We start from the raw sequence: 19,824 nt of genomic DNA, 5'->3' as shown, positions 1-19,824 counted from the left end.
AACCGGGGCTGGGACACAACAGCCCATTGGAACGCCGCGACCGGACCTCGGCTGCGCAGGAGGAGAAGAGTGTTCTCGGCTTTCATCTCATCACTGCGGACGGTTGACCTGAGGCGCAAGATCTTGTTCGCGCTGGGCATCATCGTGGTGTACCGCCTGGGAGCCGCGATCCCGTCGCCCGGCGTCGACTACCAGAACGTGCAGCAGTGCATCAAGGAAGTCAGCGGTGGCGACGCCGCGCAGGTGTACTCACTGATCAACCTGTTCTCCGGCGGCGCACTGCTGCAGCTGACGGTGTTTGCCATCGGCGTGATGCCTTACATCACCGCCAGCATCATCGTGCAGCTGCTCACCGTGGTGATCCCGCGCTTCGAGGAACTGCGTAAAGAAGGCCAGTCCGGCCAGAACAAGATGACGCAGTACACCCGTTATCTGACGGTTGCACTGGCTGTTCTGCAGGCCACCAGCATCGTGGCGCTGGCCGCCAACGGCGGATTGCTGCAGACCTGCAGCCTGCGCCACGACATCATTTCCGACCACAGCATCTTCACCCTGATCGTGATCGTGCTGGTGATGACCTCCGGCGCGGTGCTGGTGATGTGGCTCGGCGAGCTCATCACCGAGCGCGGCATCGGCAACGGCATGTCGCTGCTGATCTTCGTCGGTATCGCCGCCCGCATTCCGATCGAGGGCAAGACCATCCTCGACTCCCGCGGCGCCGTGGTGTTCACCATGGTCTGCCTGGCCGCGTTGGCCATCGTCGTCGGCGTGGTCTTCGTGGAGCAGGGCCAGCGCCGTATTCCGGTGCAGTACGCCAAGCGCATGGTGGGCCGGCGCATGTACGGCGGCACCTCGACGTACCTGCCGCTGAAGGTCAACCAGGCCGGCGTTATCCCGGTCATCTTCGCCTCGTCGCTGATCTACATTCCGCAGCTGATCACCCAGCTGGTCCACAGTGGCAGCGGCGGCCCCGGCAACAGCTGGTGGGACAAGTTCGTCAGCACCTACTTGTCTGACCCGTCCAACTTCGTCTACATCGCGCTGTACTTCGGGCTGATCATCTTCTTCACGTACTTCTACGTGTCGATCACGTTCAACCCCGACGAGCGGGCCGACGAGATGAAGAAGTTCGGCGGCTTCATTCCGGGCATCCGGCCGGGACGCCCGACGGCGGACTACCTGCGCTATGTGCTCAGCCGGATCACGCTGCCTGGCTCGATCTACCTTGGCGTCATCTCGGTTCTGCCCAACCTGTTCCTGCACATGGGCAGTTCGGGCACCGTTCAGAACCTGCCGTTCGGCGGCACCGCGGTGCTGATCATGATCGGCGTCGGTCTGGACACGGTGAAGCAGATCGAGAGCCAGCTCATGCAGCGCAACTACGAAGGGTTCCTCAAGTGAGAGTCGTACTGCTGGGACCGCCGGGAGCCGGCAAGGGCACCCAGGCGGCGAAGCTGGCGGAGAAGCTGGGCGTCCCGCAGATCTCCACCGGCGATCTGTTCCGCCACAACATCGCCGAGGGCACCGAGCTGGGCAAGCAGGCCAAGCAGTACCTCGATGCCGGAGACCTGGTGCCGCCGGAGCTGACCAACGCGCTGGTGGACGACCGGCTCGACCAGCCCGACGCCGCAGGCGGGTTCATCCTGGACGGCTACCCCCGTTCGGTGGAGCAGGCCGAGGCACTGCACACCATGCTGGAGCGCCGCCAGACCAAGCTGGATGCGGTGCTCGAGTTCCGGGTCACCGAGAGCGAACTGCTCAAGCGGCTCAAGGAACGTGGCCGCGCCGACGACACCGCCGATGTCATCCACAACCGCATGATGGTCTACCGCGAGGAGACCACGCCGCTGTTGGACTACTACCAGGACGAGCACGACCTGCACGTGGTGGACGCACTCGGCACCCTCGATGAGGTCTTCACCCGCGCCCTGAACGCCCTGGGACAGTAGTGATCGGACTGCCGAAGCGGCGCAAAGCGGTGCCGCATCGCAGCCCCGGTGAGCTCGACGCGATGGCTGCGGCGGGTGCCGTCGTCGCCGCCGCGCTGGCCGCGGTCCGCGAAGCGGCGGCCGTCGGCGTCTCGACCCTGCAACTGGACGAAATCGCCGAATCGGTGATCCGGGACGCGGGCGCCACGCCCTCATTCCTCGGCTACCACGGCTTCCCGGCATCGATCTGCAGCTCGGTCAACGACCGGGTGGTGCACGGCATCCCGACGGCGGCCGAGGTGCTGGCGGCCGGCGACCTGGTGTCCATCGACTGCGGCGCGATCCTGGACGGCTGGCACGGCGACGCCGCGGTCACCTTCGGGATCGAGACGCTGAGCGTCGCTGACGAAAACCTGTCCGCGGCGACCCGGCAGGCGATGGAGGCCGGCATCGCGGCGATGGTGGTGGGCAACCGACTCAGCGACGTGTCACACGCCATCGAAATGGGCGCCCGGGCCGCGTCGACTCAGTTCAAGCGCTCGTTCGGCATCGTTGCCGGCTACGGCGGCCACGGTATCGGCCGCCAGATGCACATGGACCCCTTCCTGCCCAACGAGGGATCGCCGGGCCGCGGCCCATTGCTGGTGGCGGGCTCGGTGCTGGCCATCGAGCCGATGCTGACCCTGGGCACCGACCAGACCGTGATCCTCGAAGACGAGTGGACCGTCGTCACCGCCGACGGGTCACGCGCCGCGCACTGGGAACACAGCGTCGCGGTGACCGAGGACGGGCCCAGGATTCTGACCAGCCCGGCCGCCGGCTGACTCCGTAGGGGAATGAACCAAACACCCCGCTGAACCGTGTCACCACGGTGAAGGTGCGAGCCTTGAACGCGGCCTTGCGCGTCCTGGTGGTCGGCGCGGGTGTGGCGGGGATTTCCCTTGCTCGCGGTCTGCTGCGCGACGGGCACGACGTCACCGTTTTCGAGCAGCGGCCACACCCTCAGGCCGGCGGCGGTGCCGTGACCATCTGGTCCAACGGCGCGACGGTGCTGGGGCAGCTGGGCGTGGACATGGCCGGAGCCGGGCAGCCGTTGTCTGCGGTCCAGGTGACGACGTCCACCGGCCGCCCGCTGGCCACCCTCGACATGACCGCGATGGCGCGCGGGCTGGGTGCACCGGTTCGGATGGTCCCGCGCCGGGTACTGCTGGAACGCTTGCTGGATGTCTTTCCGGCCGAGCGCATTCGATGCAATGCCCGGGTGGTGGGCGTGAGCGGTACCGGCGGCGAGGCCCGCGTCGACTTCGACGACGGGAGCTCGGTCCGCGGCGATCTGTTGGTCGGTGCCGATGGCCTGCATTCGATGGTGCGGGATCTCACCGACGCCCCGCCGGCCAAGCCCACCGGTTGGAGCAGCTGGCAGGGACTGGTCAGCCTCCCGGACCTTGTCGTCGACAAACGGGTGGCGCTGATGATCGTCGGCAAGCACGGGAACCTTGGACTGTGGCCGGCCGGTGGCCCCGAGCTGCAGTGGTGGTTCGACCTGCCGTGGTCAGCGGACTTCGTTCGCCCGGCATCCCCGATCGACATGATCCGTCAACAGTTTTCCGGCTGGTCCGCTCCGGTGGATCGCGTGCTGGCGGCCTTGACCGACGACGACCTGGCCGGCTCGCCCTACCCGCATTTTCGCCACCCGGTTCCCGGTGCAGGCAGGGGTGTGGTCACCCTGATCGGCGACGCGTCGCACACCATGCCGCCCACCATGGCGCAGGGAACCAACCAGGCCCTGCTCGACACCATGGTGCTGTGCAAGGCGCTGGCTGATCTGCCGCCGGCGCCCTCGCCTGATGATCTGGCGCGCGCGTTGCGCTGGTATGAGAACACGCGCCGCCGCAAAGTGGCGGCGGTGTCGCGGGTAACGGCGCTGCAGCTGTCGCACAGCGAGCTGGTGCTGCGACCGGCGGCGTTCATCCCGGACCGATTGCACACCTGGGGGATGACCATGTTTCTGCGCTCGGTCAGCCACCGCCGGATGTCGGCTGAGATCAGCCGCACCCTCGGGCTGGCCGATATCAGTCCCATCGCCGGCTAGCCAACAGATCGCAGCCGTAAAGGAGGGCGGACCGATGTCGCTTCCCGCGCGTGAGGATGTGTCCGTTCGTCTCGTCTCGCCGGCACCGGCGGATCCGGTACGGGTGCGCGGTGAATTCGACAACCCCTCGCGCTGGCTCTGGCTGTTCAAATGGTGCGTGCTGGCCACCCCGCACTACCCGATTCTGATCCTGCTGTATCTGTCCTACCTTCCGCTGACTTTCGTTGCCGGAGTAGCGATTCTGGTCACCGGTCGCTATCCGCGCCCGATCTTCGACTTCAATGTGGGTGTGCTGCGCTGGTCGTGGCGGGTCATGAACTACCGGTTTCCGATGAACAGCACCGACCGATACCCGCCGTTCACGCTGGCGTCTCGGCCCGACTATCCGGCCGATCTGCACGTTGACTACCCCGAACGGCTCGAGCGCCGGGCGGTGCTGGCCAAATGGTGGTTGTTGGGGTTGCCGCAGATCCTGATGTGTTGGGCGCTGGAACCCGCGCTGCAGTTGCTGTGCGTGATCACAGCGGTGACGTTGTTGATCACCGGCACGATCCCGGTCGGCATGTCGGACCTGTTGTTGGGCATCGTTCGGTGGCGTTATCGGGTAGCGGTGTACGTCTCCTTGATGCGTGATGAGTATCCGCCGTTCCGGCTGGATCAGGGCGAGCTGTGGGCTACCGATGTCACGCCGTAACCCGTTGTTCCCGTATGTGTATCGACTCGGAATGCCGTTCTTCGACCGGCTGTTCTATCGCCGGTACCGGCGTACGGCCATGAGCTACGCGATGGGCCGGCTATTGATGATCGGCCTCGGGCCCGGAGCGGATCTGATGTTTCTGCCCGCGGCGGTGACGTCGGTCTCGGCCGTCGAGCCGGAGCCTGCGATGCGCCGGATGGCCGCCGCCATCGCGCGCCGTCACGGCATCCCGGTGGATATCGTCGACGGAGTCGGTGAGTCGATTCCCTTCCCAGACAACAGTTTCGATTCGGTACACGTCGGTCTCGTGCTGTGCTCGGTCGACGACGTCGATGCCACCCTCGGCGAGATTCGCCGGGTGCTGGCCCCAGGCGGCCGGCTGGTGGTACTCGAACATGTCCGCGGTGACGGCGCGATGGGCCGATTCCAGGATCTGATCGCAAACCCGTGGGCATGGCTGGCGTCCGGCTGCCGGCCCAACCGCCGGACGCTGGACGCCATCGCCGCAGCAGGATTCGACACCACCGCGCTGACCAGCATTCGACATACTCCGGTGCCGCCGCCGTGCACACCGCAGCTGCAGGGGTTCGCCACCGTGTTGGGTGAACCGCCGAGCAGACGTGAACGTGGGCTAGGTAACGTCGAAAGATTGGAGTTCCCACCATGAGTAGAACAGTTGCGAGCCGCCTTCGGGCGGCGATAGGTGTCGGTGCGGCCTTGGCCGCCGGGTTCGCCCCGTTGACGATCAGCCCCCCGGCCTATGCAGACGGGGGCGGTCGCAGTGTGGGCGCCGACTCCTGGCTCTTCGGTGATGTCGGCGACCCGGGTGCTGCCCTGTCCTCGGTGGTCGACGATCCGGACTTCATCAGTCACACTACCGATTTCGGGTTGTTCACCCTCACCTCGGCTGGCGACCCCGATGACGACAACTATGTTGCGGTCGTCCTGCAGACCGCGCTGTTCACCGACATTCTGACGTCAGGAACCGATCCGGAGGACAATCTGGGGTTCGGGGCCGCGAGCATCGGGGTAGCCGGGGAGACGGTCAATACGTTCATCGTTCCGGACAATCCGGACCTGGACTTCACCTTCTCGTTGCCGTTCACCGATCCGTTCGCCGCGCTGTTCATTGACCTCATTGAGCTCGGCCTGGTCTGAGCACGTTATTCCACCCTATTCGCTGGAGACCGCGTCGATGATGTTGAGCCGGGCGGCTCGTCGCGCGGGCGGCACCGAGCCGAGCAGGCTGATCGCTACCGCGCCCACGGCGTAGGCCGGTGCCGCCGCGCTCGGTTGGAACGTGACCGTGAAATTCATGATCTCGGCGCTGACCAGACTGTAGAGCCACTGATCGGTCAGACCGATCGCCAGCCCAACCAGGCCGCCGATCGCACCGATGCCGGCCGCTTCGGCCAGCACCATCTGCAGGGTGAAGCGGCGATTGGCGCCGATCGCCCGCAGCACACCGATCTCGCGGCGACGTTCGAGCACCGAGAGCGTCAAGGTGGTGAACAAGGCCACCGCGGCGACGAACACCACGATGAGCAGCACCGCGTTGGCGATCACCATGCTCTGACGCAGTGGCGCCTCGAGGCCCGCCAGAGCGGTGCGACCGTCGTAGACGTAGTTCGGCTCGGGGACCACTCGGCGAATGTCGGTGCGCAGCTGTGCCGTATCGACCCCGCCGGCGGCGGTCACCTGGAGCGTGGTCACCGCCGGGCGATCGAACCACGAGCGTAATTGGTCGAGGCCGATCCCGACGGTTCCGATGACCGTGGAGAAGTACGGCACCAGCGCCAGTACCGCGGCCTGCCGAGGGCCGCGCGGTGTCTGCAGGTGCAGCTCGTCGCCAACCCGTACGCCCAGGGTGGTGCCCAGGTTCTGCGACAGCACCACTCCTCGGCCCTCGAGCACATCGCGGCGCGTCTGGTCATCGAGTGCGTGAAACAGCGGATCGGCCGAGCCGGGGGAGAATCCGTCGAGCATCACCCGGGTGCCACTGATCACCGCAAATCCGTAGGCGCCCGGGCTGACTCGCTCTACCCCCGGTACCGCTGCCACGCGATCTTCCAGACCTTGCGGCAGCGCGTCGGTGGGAAAGCTGTCCGGAGCGTTCGCGCTGACCCACACGTCGACTCCCGCGACGGGCGCGAAGATGGCGCGCGCCGAGGAGATCATGTCGTTGTCGGTACCCGTGATCACCACGGTGGTGACCACGGCGATCAGCACAGTCATCACGGTGGCCCACACCCGCCGCGGCGCGCGCTCGATCGTCGCGGCCCCGACCGCGCCGACCGTCCCGAAGGTCCGGGCCGCGCCGGCGGCCGCGGCGACCAGGGACGCGGTGAGGGCAAAGCCAAGGGTGATCTCGGCGCAGAACACCGCGATCATCGCCGCCAGGGAGGTGGCGCCGCGATGGCCCACGATGATGAATAACGACACCGTGATCACCGCGACGGCCACGACTCCGGTCACCGCCCGCAGCCGGCGTGGCACGGTGTCGGCGGTGGAAGTCCCGACCGGCGCCAACGCCTCGATCGGCGACACCTTGTAGACCTGTCGCGCCGCCATGGCAGCCGCGGTCACGCTGCTGAGCACCGTCGCGGCTATCGCGACGGGCAGTGCGTAGCCGGGCAGCCAGTACTCGACCCGGGCTTCGAGTCCCTGCGTGATAGCCGGCGGCAGTCGGCGGATAGCCAAGTGGCCCAAGAATATTCCCAAGACGGCGCCGACCGCCCCGCCCAGCACACCGAGGGCCGCGGCTTCACCGATCAGGTCCGTGACGATGGTGGAGCGGCGGCCCCCGATCGCCCGCAGGGTCGAGATGGCCGGGCGGCGTTGGGCGATCGCCATGGTCATGGTGGTGTAGACCAGAAACGCGCCGACCACCAACGCAACCGCCGCGCCCATCAGTGCCATGTAGTTCATCAGCTTGACGCCGTCGCCGGCGCGAGTGGCGCGCATCCGTGGTTCGGCGACGATCGCGCGCCCGTTGACGGCGGAGGTCACCGCGGTGCGTACCGCGGCGGGGTCCGTGCCCGGCTTGGTGGTGATCAGTATCGAATCGAGCTGACCCAGCCGCCCGGTGATGTTCTGCGCCAAGGCAAGTGGGGCCAGTACATAGTTGCCGCCGTTGAGATCGGCGAGATGCTTGCCGGTGAGTACCTGCGTCACCGTGACCCAGGTCGTGCCCAGCCGGAAACCGTCACCTTTGCCATGGCCCACGCCGGGCCCGACCTGCACGCCGCTCGGTGTCGCCGACGGCCCCGTCGGCGGATGAGCCAGCGCGTCGGCCAAGGCGCCGGCCAGGGCCACGCTGCTGGCATCCGCGCCGAACAACAGCATTGGCCCGGTGGCCGTGGGAGTGGTTGCCCGGATCAGCGGAGCCGCGGTCGCGACGCCGGGAACCCGGGCCACCTCGGCCGCCAGCGAGTCGGGAAATCCGGCATCGGTGACGCCGGACACCTCGAGTGTGGCGATCCCGGCGATCTCATCGGAGAGCCGATTCACCGAACCGGTGATCGACCCGAAGATGCCTAGCACCGCAACCAGATACATCGCCGACACGGCCATGACGGTGACCGAGGCGAGGGTGCGCCGCCGGTGTACGGCCAGTTCGCGCAGGCTGAAGAGCCGAAGTCGGCTCGCGGTGGCGGCGATCGCCGACATCATCGCCGGACCGTCGCCCGTTCATGGCGTGGTGACCCGTTGCGCTCATGTCGTGGTGCCCCGTTGCGTTCGGGGCGCGGCGACCCGCCGTGTTGGTTGGGCGGCGACCCGCTTCGTCCGGCTTCGCCGCGCTTGCGATCACCGCGGTCTGACCCGACCCGGCCGTCCTGCAGGCTGATCACCCGGTCGGTGGCTGCCGCGGCATCGCGGTCATGGGTCACCATCACCACCATCCGGGAGCGGCCGCCCTCGTGCGCCACCTCGGAAAGCAGCCGCAAAATCGCGGCGCCCGTTGCGGAGTCGAGGTTTCCGGTGGGTTCGTCGGCGAGTATCAGTGACGGATCCATCATCAGGGCCCGTGCTATCGCGACGCGCTGCAACTGGCCGCCGGACAGCTCCGCCGGACGGTGCTCGACCCGGTTACCGAGCCCGACCCGCTCCAGCAAGCCGATCGCATCGTGCTTCACCCTGTCTAGTCGGCTGCCGTCGAGGAGCTTCGGAACGGCTACGTTCTCCCACGCCGACAGGGTTGGCAGCAGGTTGAAGAACTGAAAGATGAACCCCACTCGGTGCCGGCGAAACTCCGACGCCTGCTCGTCCCCGAGCCGGCCGATCTCGGCGCCGTCGAAGATGATCGACCCGCTGTCGGGGGAGTCCAGTGCCCCGAGCAGGTGCAGCAGTGTGCTCTTGCCCGCCCCTGACGGCCCGACGATCGATACGAACTGGCCACCGGTGAGATGCAGGTTGATCCGGTCGAGTGCGCGCACCCGTTGCCCGCCGATCCGGTACTCGCGGACGATGTCGCGCAGTTCGATGGTCAGCTCGCGCAGGCGCGACTGATCCCGATGAAGACCAAGATCGGTGTGCAAGGGCGTCACTCCCTATCCGCGGGTTCTGATCCTTGACACGCTTGGCGAGGCTGTGTGGTTCAGCGTGGGGGACCGGGTGCCGGGAAATGCACCGATGGACGCTAGGCCGCCGCGGCGTCGAACAGTGCGCGCACGGTGGTGTGGATCTGGCGGACAGCATCGTCGATGCCGCCCATCGGCTGCAGCAGATGGCTCAGCGTCAGCCGGACATCGACCTCGACGATCGAATTCAGCTGAAGGTCGATCGCGTCCGGCAGGTCGTGGGACGAGCGGACCGCGGCCGCCATGGCCTCGATCGCACCGGCCAGGATCGGTGTCGGTCCGACCGTCAGCAGCGGAGTCAGGCCCGCCTCGGCATCGTTCTCGTGGGTCAGCGTGGCGGTGACCAGGGGATCATTGGCGGCCGCGCGCAGCGTGAAGGCGGCGCCGGCGGCCAGGCCGGCGGCGGCGTCGTCGGGGTGGGACTGGATGGCGGCGATCACTCCGGTGATGAATCGGGTGGTCTCGCGCTGAACCAACGCCTCGCCCAGCGCCTGCTTCGCGCCGATCTCCTTGTAGAGCATCTGCCGGCTGATGCCGACGGTGGCGGCGATGCGCGACATGTTCACCGCTTGCCAGCCCTCGGCGCAGACCAGCGCGTGGGCCGCGTCGAGGATCCGGTTGTGCAGCATCTGCCGGACCTCGGCCTGAAAATTCGGCACGGCGGCCATGCCTCAAAGGATAGCCGACAAAAAGATAGAAATGTCGAGCAGAGGACATCTAGGGTGTGGTTGTATCGGTTCTATACAAGTGCTGGCTAGATGTGCGGGGTCGGAGGCGGAGCGGGATGGTGCCGTCGTCGGGAAGTGCGGACCAGCTCAAAGGTGCGCTGGCCCGGTTGTCGGGCCGGTACCGCGCGGTGATCTACCGGTCCTACTACCTGGGCTGGACGACCGCGCGGATCGCCGCGGATCTCGGCATAGACGACGACACCGTCAAAGGCGACCTGCACGACGCGCTGTGCGCATTGCGGGCCGGTCTCCCGACGGCCGGAATCAACAGCTGAAGCGTCGGGCTACCAGCCAAGCAACACGAGTTCGGAGCAGAATCCCGGCCCCATCGCGACCATCAGTCCGAACGAGCCCGGCGGCGGCGGATCGGCCATGGTCGCCCGCAGCACGTCAAGTACCGAGGCCGATGACAGATTCCCATTCTCTCGCAACGAGGTTCGGGTTCGATCCAGCGCATCGGTAGGCAGCTCCAACACGTCCTGGACCGCATCGATAACCTTCGGACCACCGGGATGGCAGACATAGGTCGACACGTCATCGGAGGTCATCCCGCAGTCGGCCAGGAAGTTGCGAACATCCTCGGCCAGATATTTCTCGACGACAGTGGCGACCTCGACGGACAGCTTGATCCGGAACCCGCTGGTGCCGATATCCCAGCCCATCACGTCCTGGGTGTCGGGGTAGAGCCGGCTGCGGGTGGCCAATACTTTCGGCGCTTTCGGTCGGACCGGGCGCCGATTCGCCCCGGTCGCGATCACGGCGGCCGCGCCGTCGCCGAAGAGGCTGGCCGCCACGAAATTGGCCATCGAACGGTCGTCGCGCTGGATGGTCAGCGAGCACAGTTCGACCGCGAGCAACGCCGCCACGTGGTCGGGGTAGGCGCGCAGATAGTCATACATCCGGGCCACCCCGGCCGCACCCGCAACGCAGCCCAGGCCGAACAGCGGGATTCGCTTGACGTCGGGCCGCAGCCCCACCCGGGCCGCCAGCCTGGCCTCCAATGTCGGTACGGCAAGCCCGGTCACCGTCGTCGACACCACCACGTCGACATCGGCCGGCTTGACCTTGGCGGCATCCAGGGCCGCCAGCAGCGCCTGCTCACCGAGGTCGAGGGCGACGTCGATGAAGGTGTTGTTCGCCTCGGTGAAACCGCTCAGCTCGGCGTAGCGCGGCAACGGCAACGCCAGATGGCGGGATGCGACGCCGCTGGCATCGAAGAACCGCCGAAACTCGGGACCGGCGAAGTCGCCCAATGCTTGGGCCGATTCGTCTTGGCTGTAGCGGTTCGGTGGGAATTCAACGGCTACCGCGGCAAGCGAAGGCGAAGAGGGGGTCATGTCGGTGTCACGTTGCCGAGGGCCCAACGGTTCAATTCCGCTACCGCGCTAACCCTTCCGACCTCTGCCTTCGCCTTCAGCGGCTTGCGCCGTGGTGGCAATTGCCGCACACCGACGTGACGGCATCGCGCGGTGCGGTAAGAAAAGGGCGTGGCAGCTTCCAGTTCCTCCGGCGATCTTGCCCCAGCCGACCCGATCGCGCTGGCCCGCGCCAACTGGGAGCGGGCCGGCTGGGGCGAAGTCGCCGACGGAATGGTGGCGGTGACGTCGGTGATGCGCGCCCACCAGATCCTGCTGGCGCGGGTGGAGGCGACCCTGCGGCCCTACGACTTGAGCTTCTCCCGATTCGAGCTGCTGCGGCTGCTGGCGTTCAGCCGCTCCGGGCAGTTGCCGATCACTAAGGCCTCCGACCGGCTGCAGGTCCACGTCACCAGCGTCACGCACGCGATCCGGCGTTTGGAGGCGGCAGGCTTGGTCGAACGGCTGCCGCACCCCACCGACGGCCGCACCACGCTGGTCTCGATCACCGACTTGGGCCGCGCCACCGTTGCGGACGCCACGGTCAGCCTCAACCGGGAGGTGTTCGCCGACGTCGGTATGTCGGTGCAGGAATCGCGGATGCTGTCTTCGGCGATCGAGACGTTGCGGCGCAACGCCGGAGATTTTTGATGCCGAGCAGTCGTGAAAGCCCCCGATTGCGACCCGGATTGGGGGCTTTCGCGACTGCTCGCCGGAGTCAGTGCCCCCCAGCGCGCGCGGCGGGGGACGGGATCGGGATGGTGGCGGTGACGGCGGTGCCGGCTCCGGGCCGCGACCGGATGTTGAGCCGGCCACCGACCAGCTCGGCGCGCTCGGCCATCGAGAGCACCCCGTAGCCGCCCATCTCGTCGCCGCCCACCGGGTGCTCGAAGGTGTCGAAACCCACCCCGTCGTCCACGATCTCCAGCCGCGCCGTGTCGGGGTCGGCGGTGATCGCGAATCCCAGCCGCACCGTCGTCGCGGCCGCGTGTTTGACCACGTTCTGCAGGCCTTCCTGCGCGATCCGGTACAGCGCCAGCTCGATGTGCTCGGGTAGCCGTGTCTCGGCCAGGTCCAACTCAATCGTGAGTTGCGGGATCGACTGGGCGAGGCTGGCCAGGCCACCGGACAGGCCCAGATCGTCGAGCACCGGTGGCCGCAACCCGCTGATCGCCACCCGGGTCTCCTGCAGGGTCAGCCCGGCGAGTTCACGAGCGGCCTCCAGCTGCGCCGACGCCTCGTCCGGGTCGTTGCCGACCGCGCGGGCGGCGGCGTCCAGCCGGTAGGACAGCGTCACCAGCCGCTGGGAGATGCCGTCGTGGATGTCGCCGGCCAACCGGCGCCGCTCGATCTCCTGGGCTTCGATCACCTGCTCGACGAAGAGCTCGTGGGCACGTTCACGCGCCACCAGCTGCCGGTGCAGCCGGGCCTGGTGCATGGCACCGGCAATGAGCCGGCCGATCACCCGCAGCAGTTCAACGTCGCCGGGGGTGAACTCGCGGCGCGTCACGGTGTGCACGTTGAGCACACCCACCAACCCGCCCGGATCGGTCTCCATCGGCACCGACACCATCGAGGTGAAGTCACGCCCACGCAGCGACTCGATCGGCAGGTAGCGCGGATCGGCCTCCTTGTTGTCGCTGATCACTACCGGCTCGCGGTGACGCGCCACCCAGCCCGACACCCCCGACCCCAGCGGCAGCCGGATCTTGCCCACCTCGGTGTCGAACGGTGGGGTCGCACCGGTCAGGGTCAGGGAACGCTCGGTGTCGTCGAGGACGTGCACGAAGCAGACGTCGGTGCCGGTGGCCGCGGTGATCATCCGGGCCGCCGCGGCGGCCAGCGGTTCCACTCCCGGACCGCTGGAGGCGGCCTGGATGAGCTCCCGCAGCAGCGCCAGCTCGTGGTTGGCGTCGACGAAATCCCGCACCGCCGTGGTCTTGCGGGGGCGGGAGCGCGGGACGCTGTTGGAGCTCACCGGTAGATGCCTTCGCGCAGCGCGGTGGCTACCGCGCCGGTCCGGTCGGACACCCCGAGCTTGCGGTAGATCGAGCGGAGATGGGATTTAACCGTCTCGTCGCCGATCACCAGCTTGGTGGCGATCCCGCGGTTGGACAGCCCGCTGACCATGTAGGCCAGGATCTCACTTTCCCGTTGGGTGAGCCCCTGGCGGGCGCCGGGCCAGAACTCGTCGCGTTGCAGTCGTGCGGCGGTGCCGGCCGCCCGCGCTGCCAGTCCGGGGTCGATCACCGTCTCACCGCGGTGGGCCAACTCGATCTGATGCACCAAGTCGTCACTGCTGATGCTCTTGAGCAGGTAGCCCGTCGCGCCGACGCGCAGCGCCTCGAACAGGTACTGCTCGTCGTCGTAGACCGACAGCATCACGACCTTGCGTTCCGGGTCGCGTTCCCGCAGGGCCAGGCAGAGGTCCAAGCCGCTCTCACCGCGCATCCGCACATCACACAGCACGATGTCGGGGTCGGTCTCGGCGATCACGGCCATGGCCTGTTCGGCGTTGATCGCCTGGCCGACCACTTCGATCCGGTCGGCGAACGCGGTGAGCATGGCCCGCAGGCCTTCGATCACCATCTCGTGGTCGTCGACGAGGACCAGGCGCACGGGCATAGCAAGACAATAGGGACCGTCGACTGAACCCGGCGGTGATTACCCCGCCCAGATCCCCCCAATGGGGGAGGACACCCGCGCCCGTTTCCGGCACGGTGTCTGTTATGCAGATCACAACTGAACTCGCGACATGGACCGGTCCGGGCCGCCCGTTCTGGTGGGACCAGGCGCACCCGGATGCCGAGGTTTATCCCCTACAAGCGGTGATCTTCGATCTTGACGCGCTCGCCGACGCCGACGGCGAGCCCCGCTCGGGCCTGGTGGACCTGGTGTTGAGCCTGTTCGCCACCGGTCTGTGGATCGCGGTGGTGGGCGCCGGCCCGCGCGCCTGGGTGCAGGAGCGGGTGCGGGAACTGATCGGTGACGGCATGGCCGAGACCGTGGTGAGCGCCGACGACCTGACCGGCCCCGCCGGGGACGCCGAGCTCTACCGGCTGGCGCTGTGGGAGCTCGGCATCGTGGCCGGGGAGGCGCTGGTGATCGCCGGCTACGAATCCGGGGCCCGCACCGCGGCCGCGATCGGACTGCCGGCGATCTACGCGGGTTCCAGCCGTTACGACGGGCTGCTGGCCAACGGCTGCCGGGAGTTGCAGGCGCAGCGGGTGGTCGCCCGGTTCAGCTGCCGCGAAGCGGGTTGATCTCGGCGCTGGTCACGCAGCGCCACAATCGTTGTTTGACGCTGACCCCTCCGGTCACCGACCATGCTGTGGTGCGTCGACTGGTGGTTCTTGTGTGCGCAGCGCTGTGCGCGATGGGCGTGACATCGGTGACCGCGCCGCTGGCCGCGGCGGTCGTCGACCCGTGGTTCGGGAATGCGGTCGGCAACGCAACCCAGGTGGTTTCGGTTGTCGGAGTGGGTCATTCGACCGCAAAGATCGACGTCTATCAGCGGACTGCCGCGGGCTGGGAAGCGGTCGCGGCCGGGATCCCGGCACATGTCGGCTCGGCGGGCATCACGCGAGAGACCAAGGAAGGCGAGCCCTCGACCCCGATGGGGTTTTACACGCTCGATTCGGCGTTCGGCACCGCGCCGAATCCCGGCGGTGGCCTGCCGTATGTGCAGGTCGTCGGATCCGACTACTGGTGGGACAGCGACTCGGGCAGCCCGACCTACAACACCATGCAGGTCTGCAAAAAAGCCCAGTGCCCGTTCAACACTGCGGCCAGCGAGAACCTCAACATCCCGCAGTACCGGCACGCGGTGGTCATTGGCGTCAACAAATCCCGTACACCGGGTGACGGCTCCGCCTACTTCTTCCACACCACCGACGGCGGGCCGACGGCCGGCTGTGTGGCGATCGATGACGCCACCCTGGTGAAGATCATCGGCTGGCTCCGGCCGGGCGCGGTGATGGCGATCGCGAAGTAGGCAGCGGGCAGCGCGCTCAGCTGCCGCGCAGCAGGTTGATCACCGCGCTGAAGTCCTGCGCGCCGTGTTCGGCGGCGAAGTCGCGGTAGATCTGGGCGGCGTGGCTGCCGAGCGGGGCAGCCGACCCGGTGGAGGCGACCGCGTCCATCGCCAGCCCGAGGTCCTTGTTCATCAGCGCGGTGGCAAAACCCGGCTCGAAGTTCCGGTTCGCCGGGGAGGTCGGCACCGGGCCCGGGACCGGGCAGTTGGTGTGCAGCGCCCAGCAGTTTCCGGTGGCGCCGGTCATCACGTCGAAGAGGGCTTGGTCGGCCAGGCCCAGCTTTTCGGCCAGCACGAACGCCTCGGCGACCGCCACCTGCTGTACGGCCAGCACCATGTTGTTGCAGACCTTGGCAGCCTGGCCGGCGCCCGCCGCACCGCAGTGGATGATCTTGGCGGCCATCGGTTCCAGCACCGGGGTGGCCCGTGCCACGGCGGCGTCCTCGCCACCGACCATGAACGCCAGCCGCCCGGCGACCGCACCGGTCACTCCACCGGAAACCGGTGCATCCAATTGGGCGAACCCGTGCGAGCCGGCCAGGGCGTGCACTTCGCGGGCGTCGGCGACCGAGATGGTGGAGCTGTCGATGAACAAGGTGTCGGGGGAGGCCGCGGGCAGGATGTCGGCGTAGCAGCTCTTCACCGCGTCCCCGTGGGGAAGCATCGTCACGACCGTGTCGGCACCGGCCACCGCCTCGGCGGCGCTGGCGTGGACGCTCACGCCGTGTTGCTCGGCGGCCGCGGTAGCAGCCGGCACCGGGTCGAAGCCGCGCACGGTGTGCCCGGCGGCAACCAGGTTCGCCGACATCGGCCCACCCATGTGGCCCAGACCGAGAAACGCGACGATTGCCATATGTGCTCCTAGGTACCGTTCCGGGGGTTACTGGCCGGACCGGACGCGGGCCGCCTCGGCCCGGCCGATCACCAGCCGCATGATCTCGTTGGTGCCCTCCAGAATGCGGTGCACCCGAAGATCGCGGACGATTTTCTCCAGACCATATTCGCGCAGATATCCATACCCGCCGTGCAGTTGCAGTGCCTTGTCGGCGACATCGAAGCACGCGTCGGTGACGTAGCGCTTGGCCATCGCGCACAGCTGGACCTTGTCGGGGGCGTTGTTGTCGAGCGCGGTCGCCGCGCGCCACAGCAGCAGCCGTGAGGTCTCCAGCGCGGTGGCCATGTCGGCCAGGGTGAACCGGATCGTCGGTTCGTCCAGCAGCGCCTTGCCGAATGCCGTCCGGTCGGCCAGGTAGCTGCCGGTCTTGTCGAACGCTGCCTGTCCGCCGCCCATCGAGCAGGCGGCGATATTGATCCGGCCGCCGTTGAGGCCGTTCATCGCGATAGCAAAACCATTGCCCGCTCCGTCGGGACCGCCGAGCATCGCCTCGGCCGGCACCCGCACGCCCTCTAAGATCACCTGCGCGGTCGGCTGGGAGTTCCAGCCCATCTTCTGTTCGGCAGCGCCGAAACTCAGCCCTGGCGTGTCCTTTTCGACGATGAACGTGGAAATACCCCGCGGGCCGTCACTGCCGGTGCGGGCCATCACCACGTAGACGTCGGAGACCCCCGCGCCGGAGATGAACTGTTTGACCCCGTCGAGCACGTAGTCGTCACCCGAGCGCACCGCGCGCGTGCTCAATGCGCTGGCATCCGAGCCCGCGCCGGGCTCGGTGAGGCAGTAACTGGCCACCGCGTCCATCGACGCCAGCCGTGGCACCCAGCTCTTGCGCTGGTCTTCGGTGCCGTAGCTGTCGATCATCCAGGCGCACATGTTGTGGATCGACAGGTAGGCCGCGATCACCGGGTCGGCGATCGAGAGCTGCTCGAAGATCCGCACCCCGTCCAGGCGGCGCAGCCCGGAGCCGCCCACGTCGTCGCGGCAGTAGATGGCCGCCATCCCCAACTGGGCCGCCTCCCGCATCACGTCGACCGGAAAGTGGTGGGTGGCATCCCATTCCAGGGCGTAAGGGGCCAGGCGCTTGTCGGCGAACGCTGCCGCGGTGTCGACGATCACCCGTTCTTCGTCATCCAAGATGGTGTTCATTGTCCTATTCCATTGTGGGGATGTGGAATTCAGCGCCGTCCTTGATCCCCGAGGGCCAACGCTGCGTGACGGTCTTCACCTTCGTGTAGAAGGTGATGGACGCCGTCCCGTGCTGGTTGAGGTCGCCGAATCCGGACCGCTTCCAGCCGCCGAAGGTGTGGTACGCCACCGGCACCGGAATCGGCACGTTCACACCGACCATGCCGACCTGCACCCGGGAGGTGAAGTCGCGCGCGGTGTCGCCGTCGCGGGTGAAGATCGCCACCCCGTTGCCGTACTCGTGCTCGCTCGGCAGTCGCAGGGCTTCCTCGTAGTCGTGGGCACGCACGATGCACAGCACCGGGCCGAAGATCTCGTCGGTGTAGATCGACATGTCGGTGGTGACACGGTCGAACAGCGTCGGGCCGGCGAAGAAGCCGCCGGTCAGATCGGCGTCCCCGAACTGGGTGTCGTCGCTGGCCCGTTCGCGGCCGTCGATCACCAGCTCGGCGCCGGCGGTCACGCCTTGGCCGATGTAGTCGTTGACCCGGTCCAGAGCGGCCCGGGTGACCAGCGGGCCGTAGTCGGCCTTGGGGTCCAGGCTGTGGCCGACCCGCAGGCCGTTGATGCGCTCCACCAGCCGGGAACGCAACCGCTCGGCGGTCTGCTCGCCGACGGGCACCGCCACCGAGATCGCCATGCAGCGCTCGCCCGCACTGCCGTAGCCGGCGCCGATCAGCGCGTCGACGGCCTGGTCCAGGTCGGCGTCGGGCATCACGATCATGTGGTTCTTGGCCCCGCCGAAGCATTGCGCGCGCTTGCCGTTGGCGGTGGCCGTGGAGTAGATGTACTGCGCGATGTCGGAGCTGCCGACGAAACCGATCGCGGCGACCTGCGGGTGGTGCAGCAGGGCGTCGACGGCTTCCTTGTCGCCGTGCACCACCTGCAGCACGCCAGGCGGCAACCCGGCCTCGACGAACAGCTCGGCCAGGCGCACCGGCACCGACGGGTCACGTTCGGACGGCTTGAGGATGAACGCGTTTCCGCACGCCAGGGCCGGTCCGGCCTGCCACAGCGGGATCATTGCCGGGAAGTTGAACGGGGTGATGCCGGCGACCACGCCCAGCGGCTGGCGCAGCGAGAACACGTCGATGCCGGGTCCGGCGCCCTCGGTGTGCTCGCCCTTGAGTAGGTGCGGGATGCCGACGCAGAACTCGATCACCTCGATGCCGCGCTGGATGTCGCCGCGGGCGTCCTCGAGGGTCTTGCCGTGCTCGCGGGAGAGCAGCTCGGCCAACTCGTCGACATGGGTGTTGACCAGGTCGATGAAACGCATCATCACCCGGGCCCGGCGCTGCGGGTTGTAGGCGGCCCAATCGCGCTGGGCCGCTGCCGCGGAGGTGACCGCGGCGTCCACGTCGGCGGTGTTGGCCAGCGGCAGGGTGGCCTGCGCCTGTCCGGTGTTGGGGTCGAAGACATCGGTGGTGCGCTGTGACGTGCCGGCGTCTCGGTGGCCATCGATGAAGTGCGGAATCTGTGTGCTCATGCCGTCATCCCGGGAGTGTTTTCAGTGGCGAGTGGTGGGCTGGATCGGCCCGGCCCCGAGAATACTAGGACATCCTAGTAATTGCTAGAGGGTCTGTTGCCGCGTTCACAGCGGGTGCGGAGCACCCGACACTAGGGTTGGCCTACCAGCGAATCCGGTCGTCCAGGGGGGCGTCGACGAACGGGTGAGGCAGGTGAGGCCATGACGCCATCCGCGCCGTTGGGCGATGAGTCGCCCACGGTGGCACTGCGGTCTGGACCGCCGATTTAGCCCGGCTGCTCCCACGTCGGTAGCAGCCCGGCGGCGCGGACCTGCTCCAGCGACGCGGCGCCCGCATCCCGGTCGGAGATCACCAACGGGTGATCGGCCGGCCAGTCGATCCCGATCGCGGGGTCAGTGGCGCAGATGGTGTGTTCGCGCTGCGGATCGTATTCGGCTGAGCACAGATACATCACTGTCGAATTGTCTTGCAGTGCAAGGAATCCATGCGCTAGCCCGGCGGCGAGGTATACCGATCGGCGATCGCGGGCGTCCAGCAGCACCGCATCCCAGCGGCCGTAGGTCGGGGAGCCCACCCGGATGTCGACCACGACGTCGAAGACCGAACCCGACACGCAGGTGACGTATTTGGCCTGCCCGGGCGGCAGCTGGGCGAAGTGCAGCCCGCGCAGCACGCCGGCACTCGACACCGAGCAGTTGGCTTGGCGCAGATCGAAACGGTGCCCGGCGAACGCGGTGAACTCGCGGTCGGTGAACCACTCGAAGAACACGCCGCGGGAATCGGAGTGCTGAGTCGGGGTGAGCTCCCAGGCCCCCGGGATCGCCAGCTCGCGCGCCTCCAC

The 19,824-nt window shown here is 67.7% G+C and carries 20 protein-coding genes and 1 pseudogene; 11 read left to right on the top strand and 10 right to left on the bottom strand.

The window, feature by feature from the left end:
* Nucleotides 1–69: 69 nt before the first annotated feature.
* The 7 genes from secY (at nucleotide 70) to ACKY0X_RS17900 (ending at nucleotide 5,875) form a co-directional block, all read left to right on the top strand.
* Nucleotides 70–1,401: a preprotein translocase subunit SecY gene (gene secY / locus ACKY0X_RS17930; protein ID WP_064888766.1), complete on the top strand. Its 1,332-nt coding sequence runs from the start codon at nucleotides 70–72 to the stop codon at nucleotides 1,399–1,401.
* On the top strand, nucleotides 1,398–1,949 hold the full coding sequence (locus tag ACKY0X_RS17925; RefSeq protein WP_409427129.1) for an adenylate kinase: 552 nt from the start codon (nucleotides 1,398–1,400) through the stop codon (nucleotides 1,947–1,949). The genes secY and ACKY0X_RS17925 overlap by 4 nt, the downstream gene beginning before the upstream one ends.
* The gene (gene map, locus ACKY0X_RS17920; protein WP_409427128.1) at nucleotides 1,949–2,752 is read left to right on the top strand and encodes a type I methionyl aminopeptidase; all 804 of its coding nucleotides are present in this window, start codon (nucleotides 1,949–1,951) and stop codon (nucleotides 2,750–2,752) included. Before ACKY0X_RS17925 ends, map begins: the two co-directional genes overlap by 1 nt.
* Nucleotides 2,753–2,814: 62 nt before the next feature.
* Nucleotides 2,815–4,020, top strand: a complete 1,206-nt coding sequence (locus tag ACKY0X_RS17915) for an FAD-dependent oxidoreductase (protein ID WP_409427127.1) — start codon at nucleotides 2,815–2,817, stop codon at nucleotides 4,018–4,020.
* Between the two features lie 103 nt (nucleotides 4,021–4,123).
* Nucleotides 4,124–4,714: a DUF4389 domain-containing protein gene (locus ACKY0X_RS17910; protein ID WP_409429685.1), complete on the top strand. Its 591-nt coding sequence runs from the start codon at nucleotides 4,124–4,126 to the stop codon at nucleotides 4,712–4,714.
* The gene (locus tag ACKY0X_RS17905) at nucleotides 4,701–5,384 is read left to right on the top strand and encodes a class I SAM-dependent methyltransferase (RefSeq protein ID WP_409427126.1); all 684 of its coding nucleotides are present in this window, start codon (nucleotides 4,701–4,703) and stop codon (nucleotides 5,382–5,384) included. The genes ACKY0X_RS17910 and ACKY0X_RS17905 overlap by 14 nt, the downstream gene beginning before the upstream one ends.
* A complete protein-coding gene (locus ACKY0X_RS17900) occupies nucleotides 5,381–5,875 on the top strand; it encodes a hypothetical protein (RefSeq protein ID WP_409427125.1) in 495 nt (164 codons plus the stop codon). The genes ACKY0X_RS17905 and ACKY0X_RS17900 overlap by 4 nt, the downstream gene beginning before the upstream one ends.
* Before the next feature lie 15 nt (nucleotides 5,876–5,890).
* Here ACKY0X_RS17900 and ACKY0X_RS17895 read toward each other — a convergent pair whose 3' ends face one another.
* From ACKY0X_RS17895 to ACKY0X_RS17885, 3 genes and pseudogenes are all read right to left on the bottom strand, one after another.
* Nucleotides 5,891–8,389, bottom strand: coding sequence for an ABC transporter permease (locus ACKY0X_RS17895; protein WP_409427124.1), 2,499 nt, complete (start codon nucleotides 8,387–8,389; stop codon nucleotides 5,891–5,893).
* Nucleotides 8,390–8,532: 143 nt separating this feature from the next.
* Nucleotides 8,533–9,207: pseudogene (locus ACKY0X_RS17890) on the bottom strand (ABC transporter ATP-binding protein); the annotation flags it as partial.
* A gap of 149 nt (nucleotides 9,208–9,356) precedes the next feature.
* Nucleotides 9,357–9,965 carry a TetR family transcriptional regulator gene (locus ACKY0X_RS17885; RefSeq protein ID WP_409427123.1) on the bottom strand — a complete coding sequence of 203 codons (609 nt, stop codon included), beginning with the start codon at nucleotides 9,963–9,965 and terminating at the stop codon, nucleotides 9,357–9,359.
* Nucleotides 9,966–10,081: 116 nt separating this feature from the next.
* Between ACKY0X_RS17885 and ACKY0X_RS17880 the strand changes: the two genes are divergently transcribed.
* Nucleotides 10,082–10,300 carry a sigma factor-like helix-turn-helix DNA-binding protein gene (locus ACKY0X_RS17880; protein WP_409427122.1) on the top strand — a complete coding sequence of 73 codons (219 nt, stop codon included), beginning with the start codon at nucleotides 10,082–10,084 and terminating at the stop codon, nucleotides 10,298–10,300.
* A 9-nt stretch (nucleotides 10,301–10,309) separates the two neighbouring features.
* Here the strand turns inward: ACKY0X_RS17880 and ACKY0X_RS17875 are convergent, their stop codons facing one another.
* Entirely contained in the window at nucleotides 10,310–11,362 is a 1,053-nt protein-coding gene (locus tag ACKY0X_RS17875; protein WP_409427121.1) for a type III polyketide synthase, read from the bottom strand.
* A 150-nt stretch (nucleotides 11,363–11,512) separates the two neighbouring features.
* Here ACKY0X_RS17875 and ACKY0X_RS17870 point away from each other — a divergent pair, with 150 nt between their 5' ends.
* Nucleotides 11,513–12,031, top strand: a complete 519-nt coding sequence (locus tag ACKY0X_RS17870; protein ID WP_046284760.1) for a MarR family winged helix-turn-helix transcriptional regulator — start codon at nucleotides 11,513–11,515, stop codon at nucleotides 12,029–12,031.
* 67 nt (nucleotides 12,032–12,098) lie between these two features.
* Here the strand turns inward: ACKY0X_RS17870 and ACKY0X_RS17865 are convergent, their stop codons facing one another.
* Nucleotides 12,099–13,310 carry a GAF domain-containing protein gene (locus ACKY0X_RS17865; protein ID WP_409429684.1) on the bottom strand — a complete coding sequence of 404 codons (1,212 nt, stop codon included), beginning with the start codon at nucleotides 13,308–13,310 and terminating at the stop codon, nucleotides 12,099–12,101.
* Between the two features lie 44 nt (nucleotides 13,311–13,354).
* Nucleotides 13,355–14,005 (bottom strand): response regulator, encoded by a 651-nt coding sequence (locus tag ACKY0X_RS17860; RefSeq protein ID WP_024440321.1) that lies wholly within the window; start codon nucleotides 14,003–14,005, stop codon nucleotides 13,355–13,357.
* Nucleotides 14,006–14,109: 104 nt separating this feature from the next.
* On the opposite strand from ACKY0X_RS17860, the gene ACKY0X_RS17855 reads away from it, so the two are divergent.
* Together ACKY0X_RS17855 and ACKY0X_RS17850 are read left to right on the top strand one after the other, a co-directional pair.
* Nucleotides 14,110–14,643 (top strand): HAD family hydrolase, encoded by a 534-nt coding sequence (locus tag ACKY0X_RS17855; RefSeq protein WP_308484224.1) that lies wholly within the window; start codon nucleotides 14,110–14,112, stop codon nucleotides 14,641–14,643.
* Between the two features lie 71 nt (nucleotides 14,644–14,714).
* On the top strand, nucleotides 14,715–15,374 hold the full coding sequence (locus ACKY0X_RS17850) for a L,D-transpeptidase (RefSeq protein ID WP_409429683.1): 660 nt from the start codon (nucleotides 14,715–14,717) through the stop codon (nucleotides 15,372–15,374).
* Nucleotides 15,375–15,390: 16 nt separating this feature from the next.
* Here ACKY0X_RS17850 and mmsB read toward each other — a convergent pair whose 3' ends face one another.
* From mmsB to rfbC, 4 genes are all read right to left on the bottom strand, one after another.
* Entirely contained in the window at nucleotides 15,391–16,266 is an 876-nt protein-coding gene (gene mmsB, locus ACKY0X_RS17845) for a 3-hydroxyisobutyrate dehydrogenase (RefSeq protein WP_409427120.1), read from the bottom strand.
* 27 nt (nucleotides 16,267–16,293) lie between these two features.
* The gene (locus ACKY0X_RS17840) at nucleotides 16,294–17,457 is read right to left on the bottom strand and encodes an acyl-CoA dehydrogenase family protein (protein WP_409427119.1); all 1,164 of its coding nucleotides are present in this window, start codon (nucleotides 17,455–17,457) and stop codon (nucleotides 16,294–16,296) included.
* A 4-nt stretch (nucleotides 17,458–17,461) separates the two neighbouring features.
* Nucleotides 17,462–18,982 carry a CoA-acylating methylmalonate-semialdehyde dehydrogenase gene (locus tag ACKY0X_RS17835; protein WP_409427118.1) on the bottom strand — a complete coding sequence of 507 codons (1,521 nt, stop codon included), beginning with the start codon at nucleotides 18,980–18,982 and terminating at the stop codon, nucleotides 17,462–17,464.
* Nucleotides 18,983–19,248: 266 nt separating this feature from the next.
* A complete protein-coding gene (gene rfbC / locus ACKY0X_RS17830; RefSeq protein WP_409427117.1) occupies nucleotides 19,249–19,824 on the bottom strand; it encodes a dTDP-4-dehydrorhamnose 3,5-epimerase in 576 nt (191 codons plus the stop codon).

The organism is Mycobacterium sp. SMC-11 (assembly GCF_046250095.1).
Lineage (GTDB): Bacteria > Actinomycetota > Actinomycetes > Mycobacteriales > Mycobacteriaceae > Mycobacterium > Mycobacterium heraklionense_A.
Note: the sequence above shows the minus strand (reverse complement) of the source record. Positions and strands in the feature narration are given on the sequence as shown.

Coding starts and splice junctions, on each gene's coding strand:
- ACKY0X_RS17835 (WP_409427118.1), bottom strand. CDS start 18,982: ATGAGCACACAGATTCCGCACTTCATCGATGGCCACCGAGACGCCGGC.
- ACKY0X_RS17885 (WP_409427123.1), bottom strand. CDS start 9,965: ATGGCCGCCGTGCCGAATTTTCAGGCCGAGGTCCGGCAGATGCTGCAC.
- mmsB (WP_409427120.1), bottom strand. CDS start 16,266: ATGGCAATCGTCGCGTTTCTCGGTCTGGGCCACATGGGTGGGCCGATG.
- ACKY0X_RS17905 (WP_409427126.1), top strand. CDS start 4,701: ATGTCACGCCGTAACCCGTTGTTCCCGTATGTGTATCGACTCGGAATG.
- ACKY0X_RS17900 (WP_409427125.1), top strand. CDS start 5,381: ATGAGTAGAACAGTTGCGAGCCGCCTTCGGGCGGCGATAGGTGTCGGT.
- ACKY0X_RS17855 (WP_308484224.1), top strand. CDS start 14,110: ATGCAGATCACAACTGAACTCGCGACATGGACCGGTCCGGGCCGCCCG.
- ACKY0X_RS17860 (WP_024440321.1), bottom strand. CDS start 14,005: ATGCCCGTGCGCCTGGTCCTCGTCGACGACCACGAGATGGTGATCGAA.
- ACKY0X_RS17840 (WP_409427119.1), bottom strand. CDS start 17,457: ATGAACACCATCTTGGATGACGAAGAACGGGTGATCGTCGACACCGCG.
- ACKY0X_RS17895 (WP_409427124.1), bottom strand. CDS start 8,389: ATGATGTCGGCGATCGCCGCCACCGCGAGCCGACTTCGGCTCTTCAGC.
- ACKY0X_RS17875 (WP_409427121.1), bottom strand. CDS start 11,362: ATGACCCCCTCTTCGCCTTCGCTTGCCGCGGTAGCCGTTGAATTCCCA.
- ACKY0X_RS17880 (WP_409427122.1), top strand. CDS start 10,082: ATGGTGCCGTCGTCGGGAAGTGCGGACCAGCTCAAAGGTGCGCTGGCC.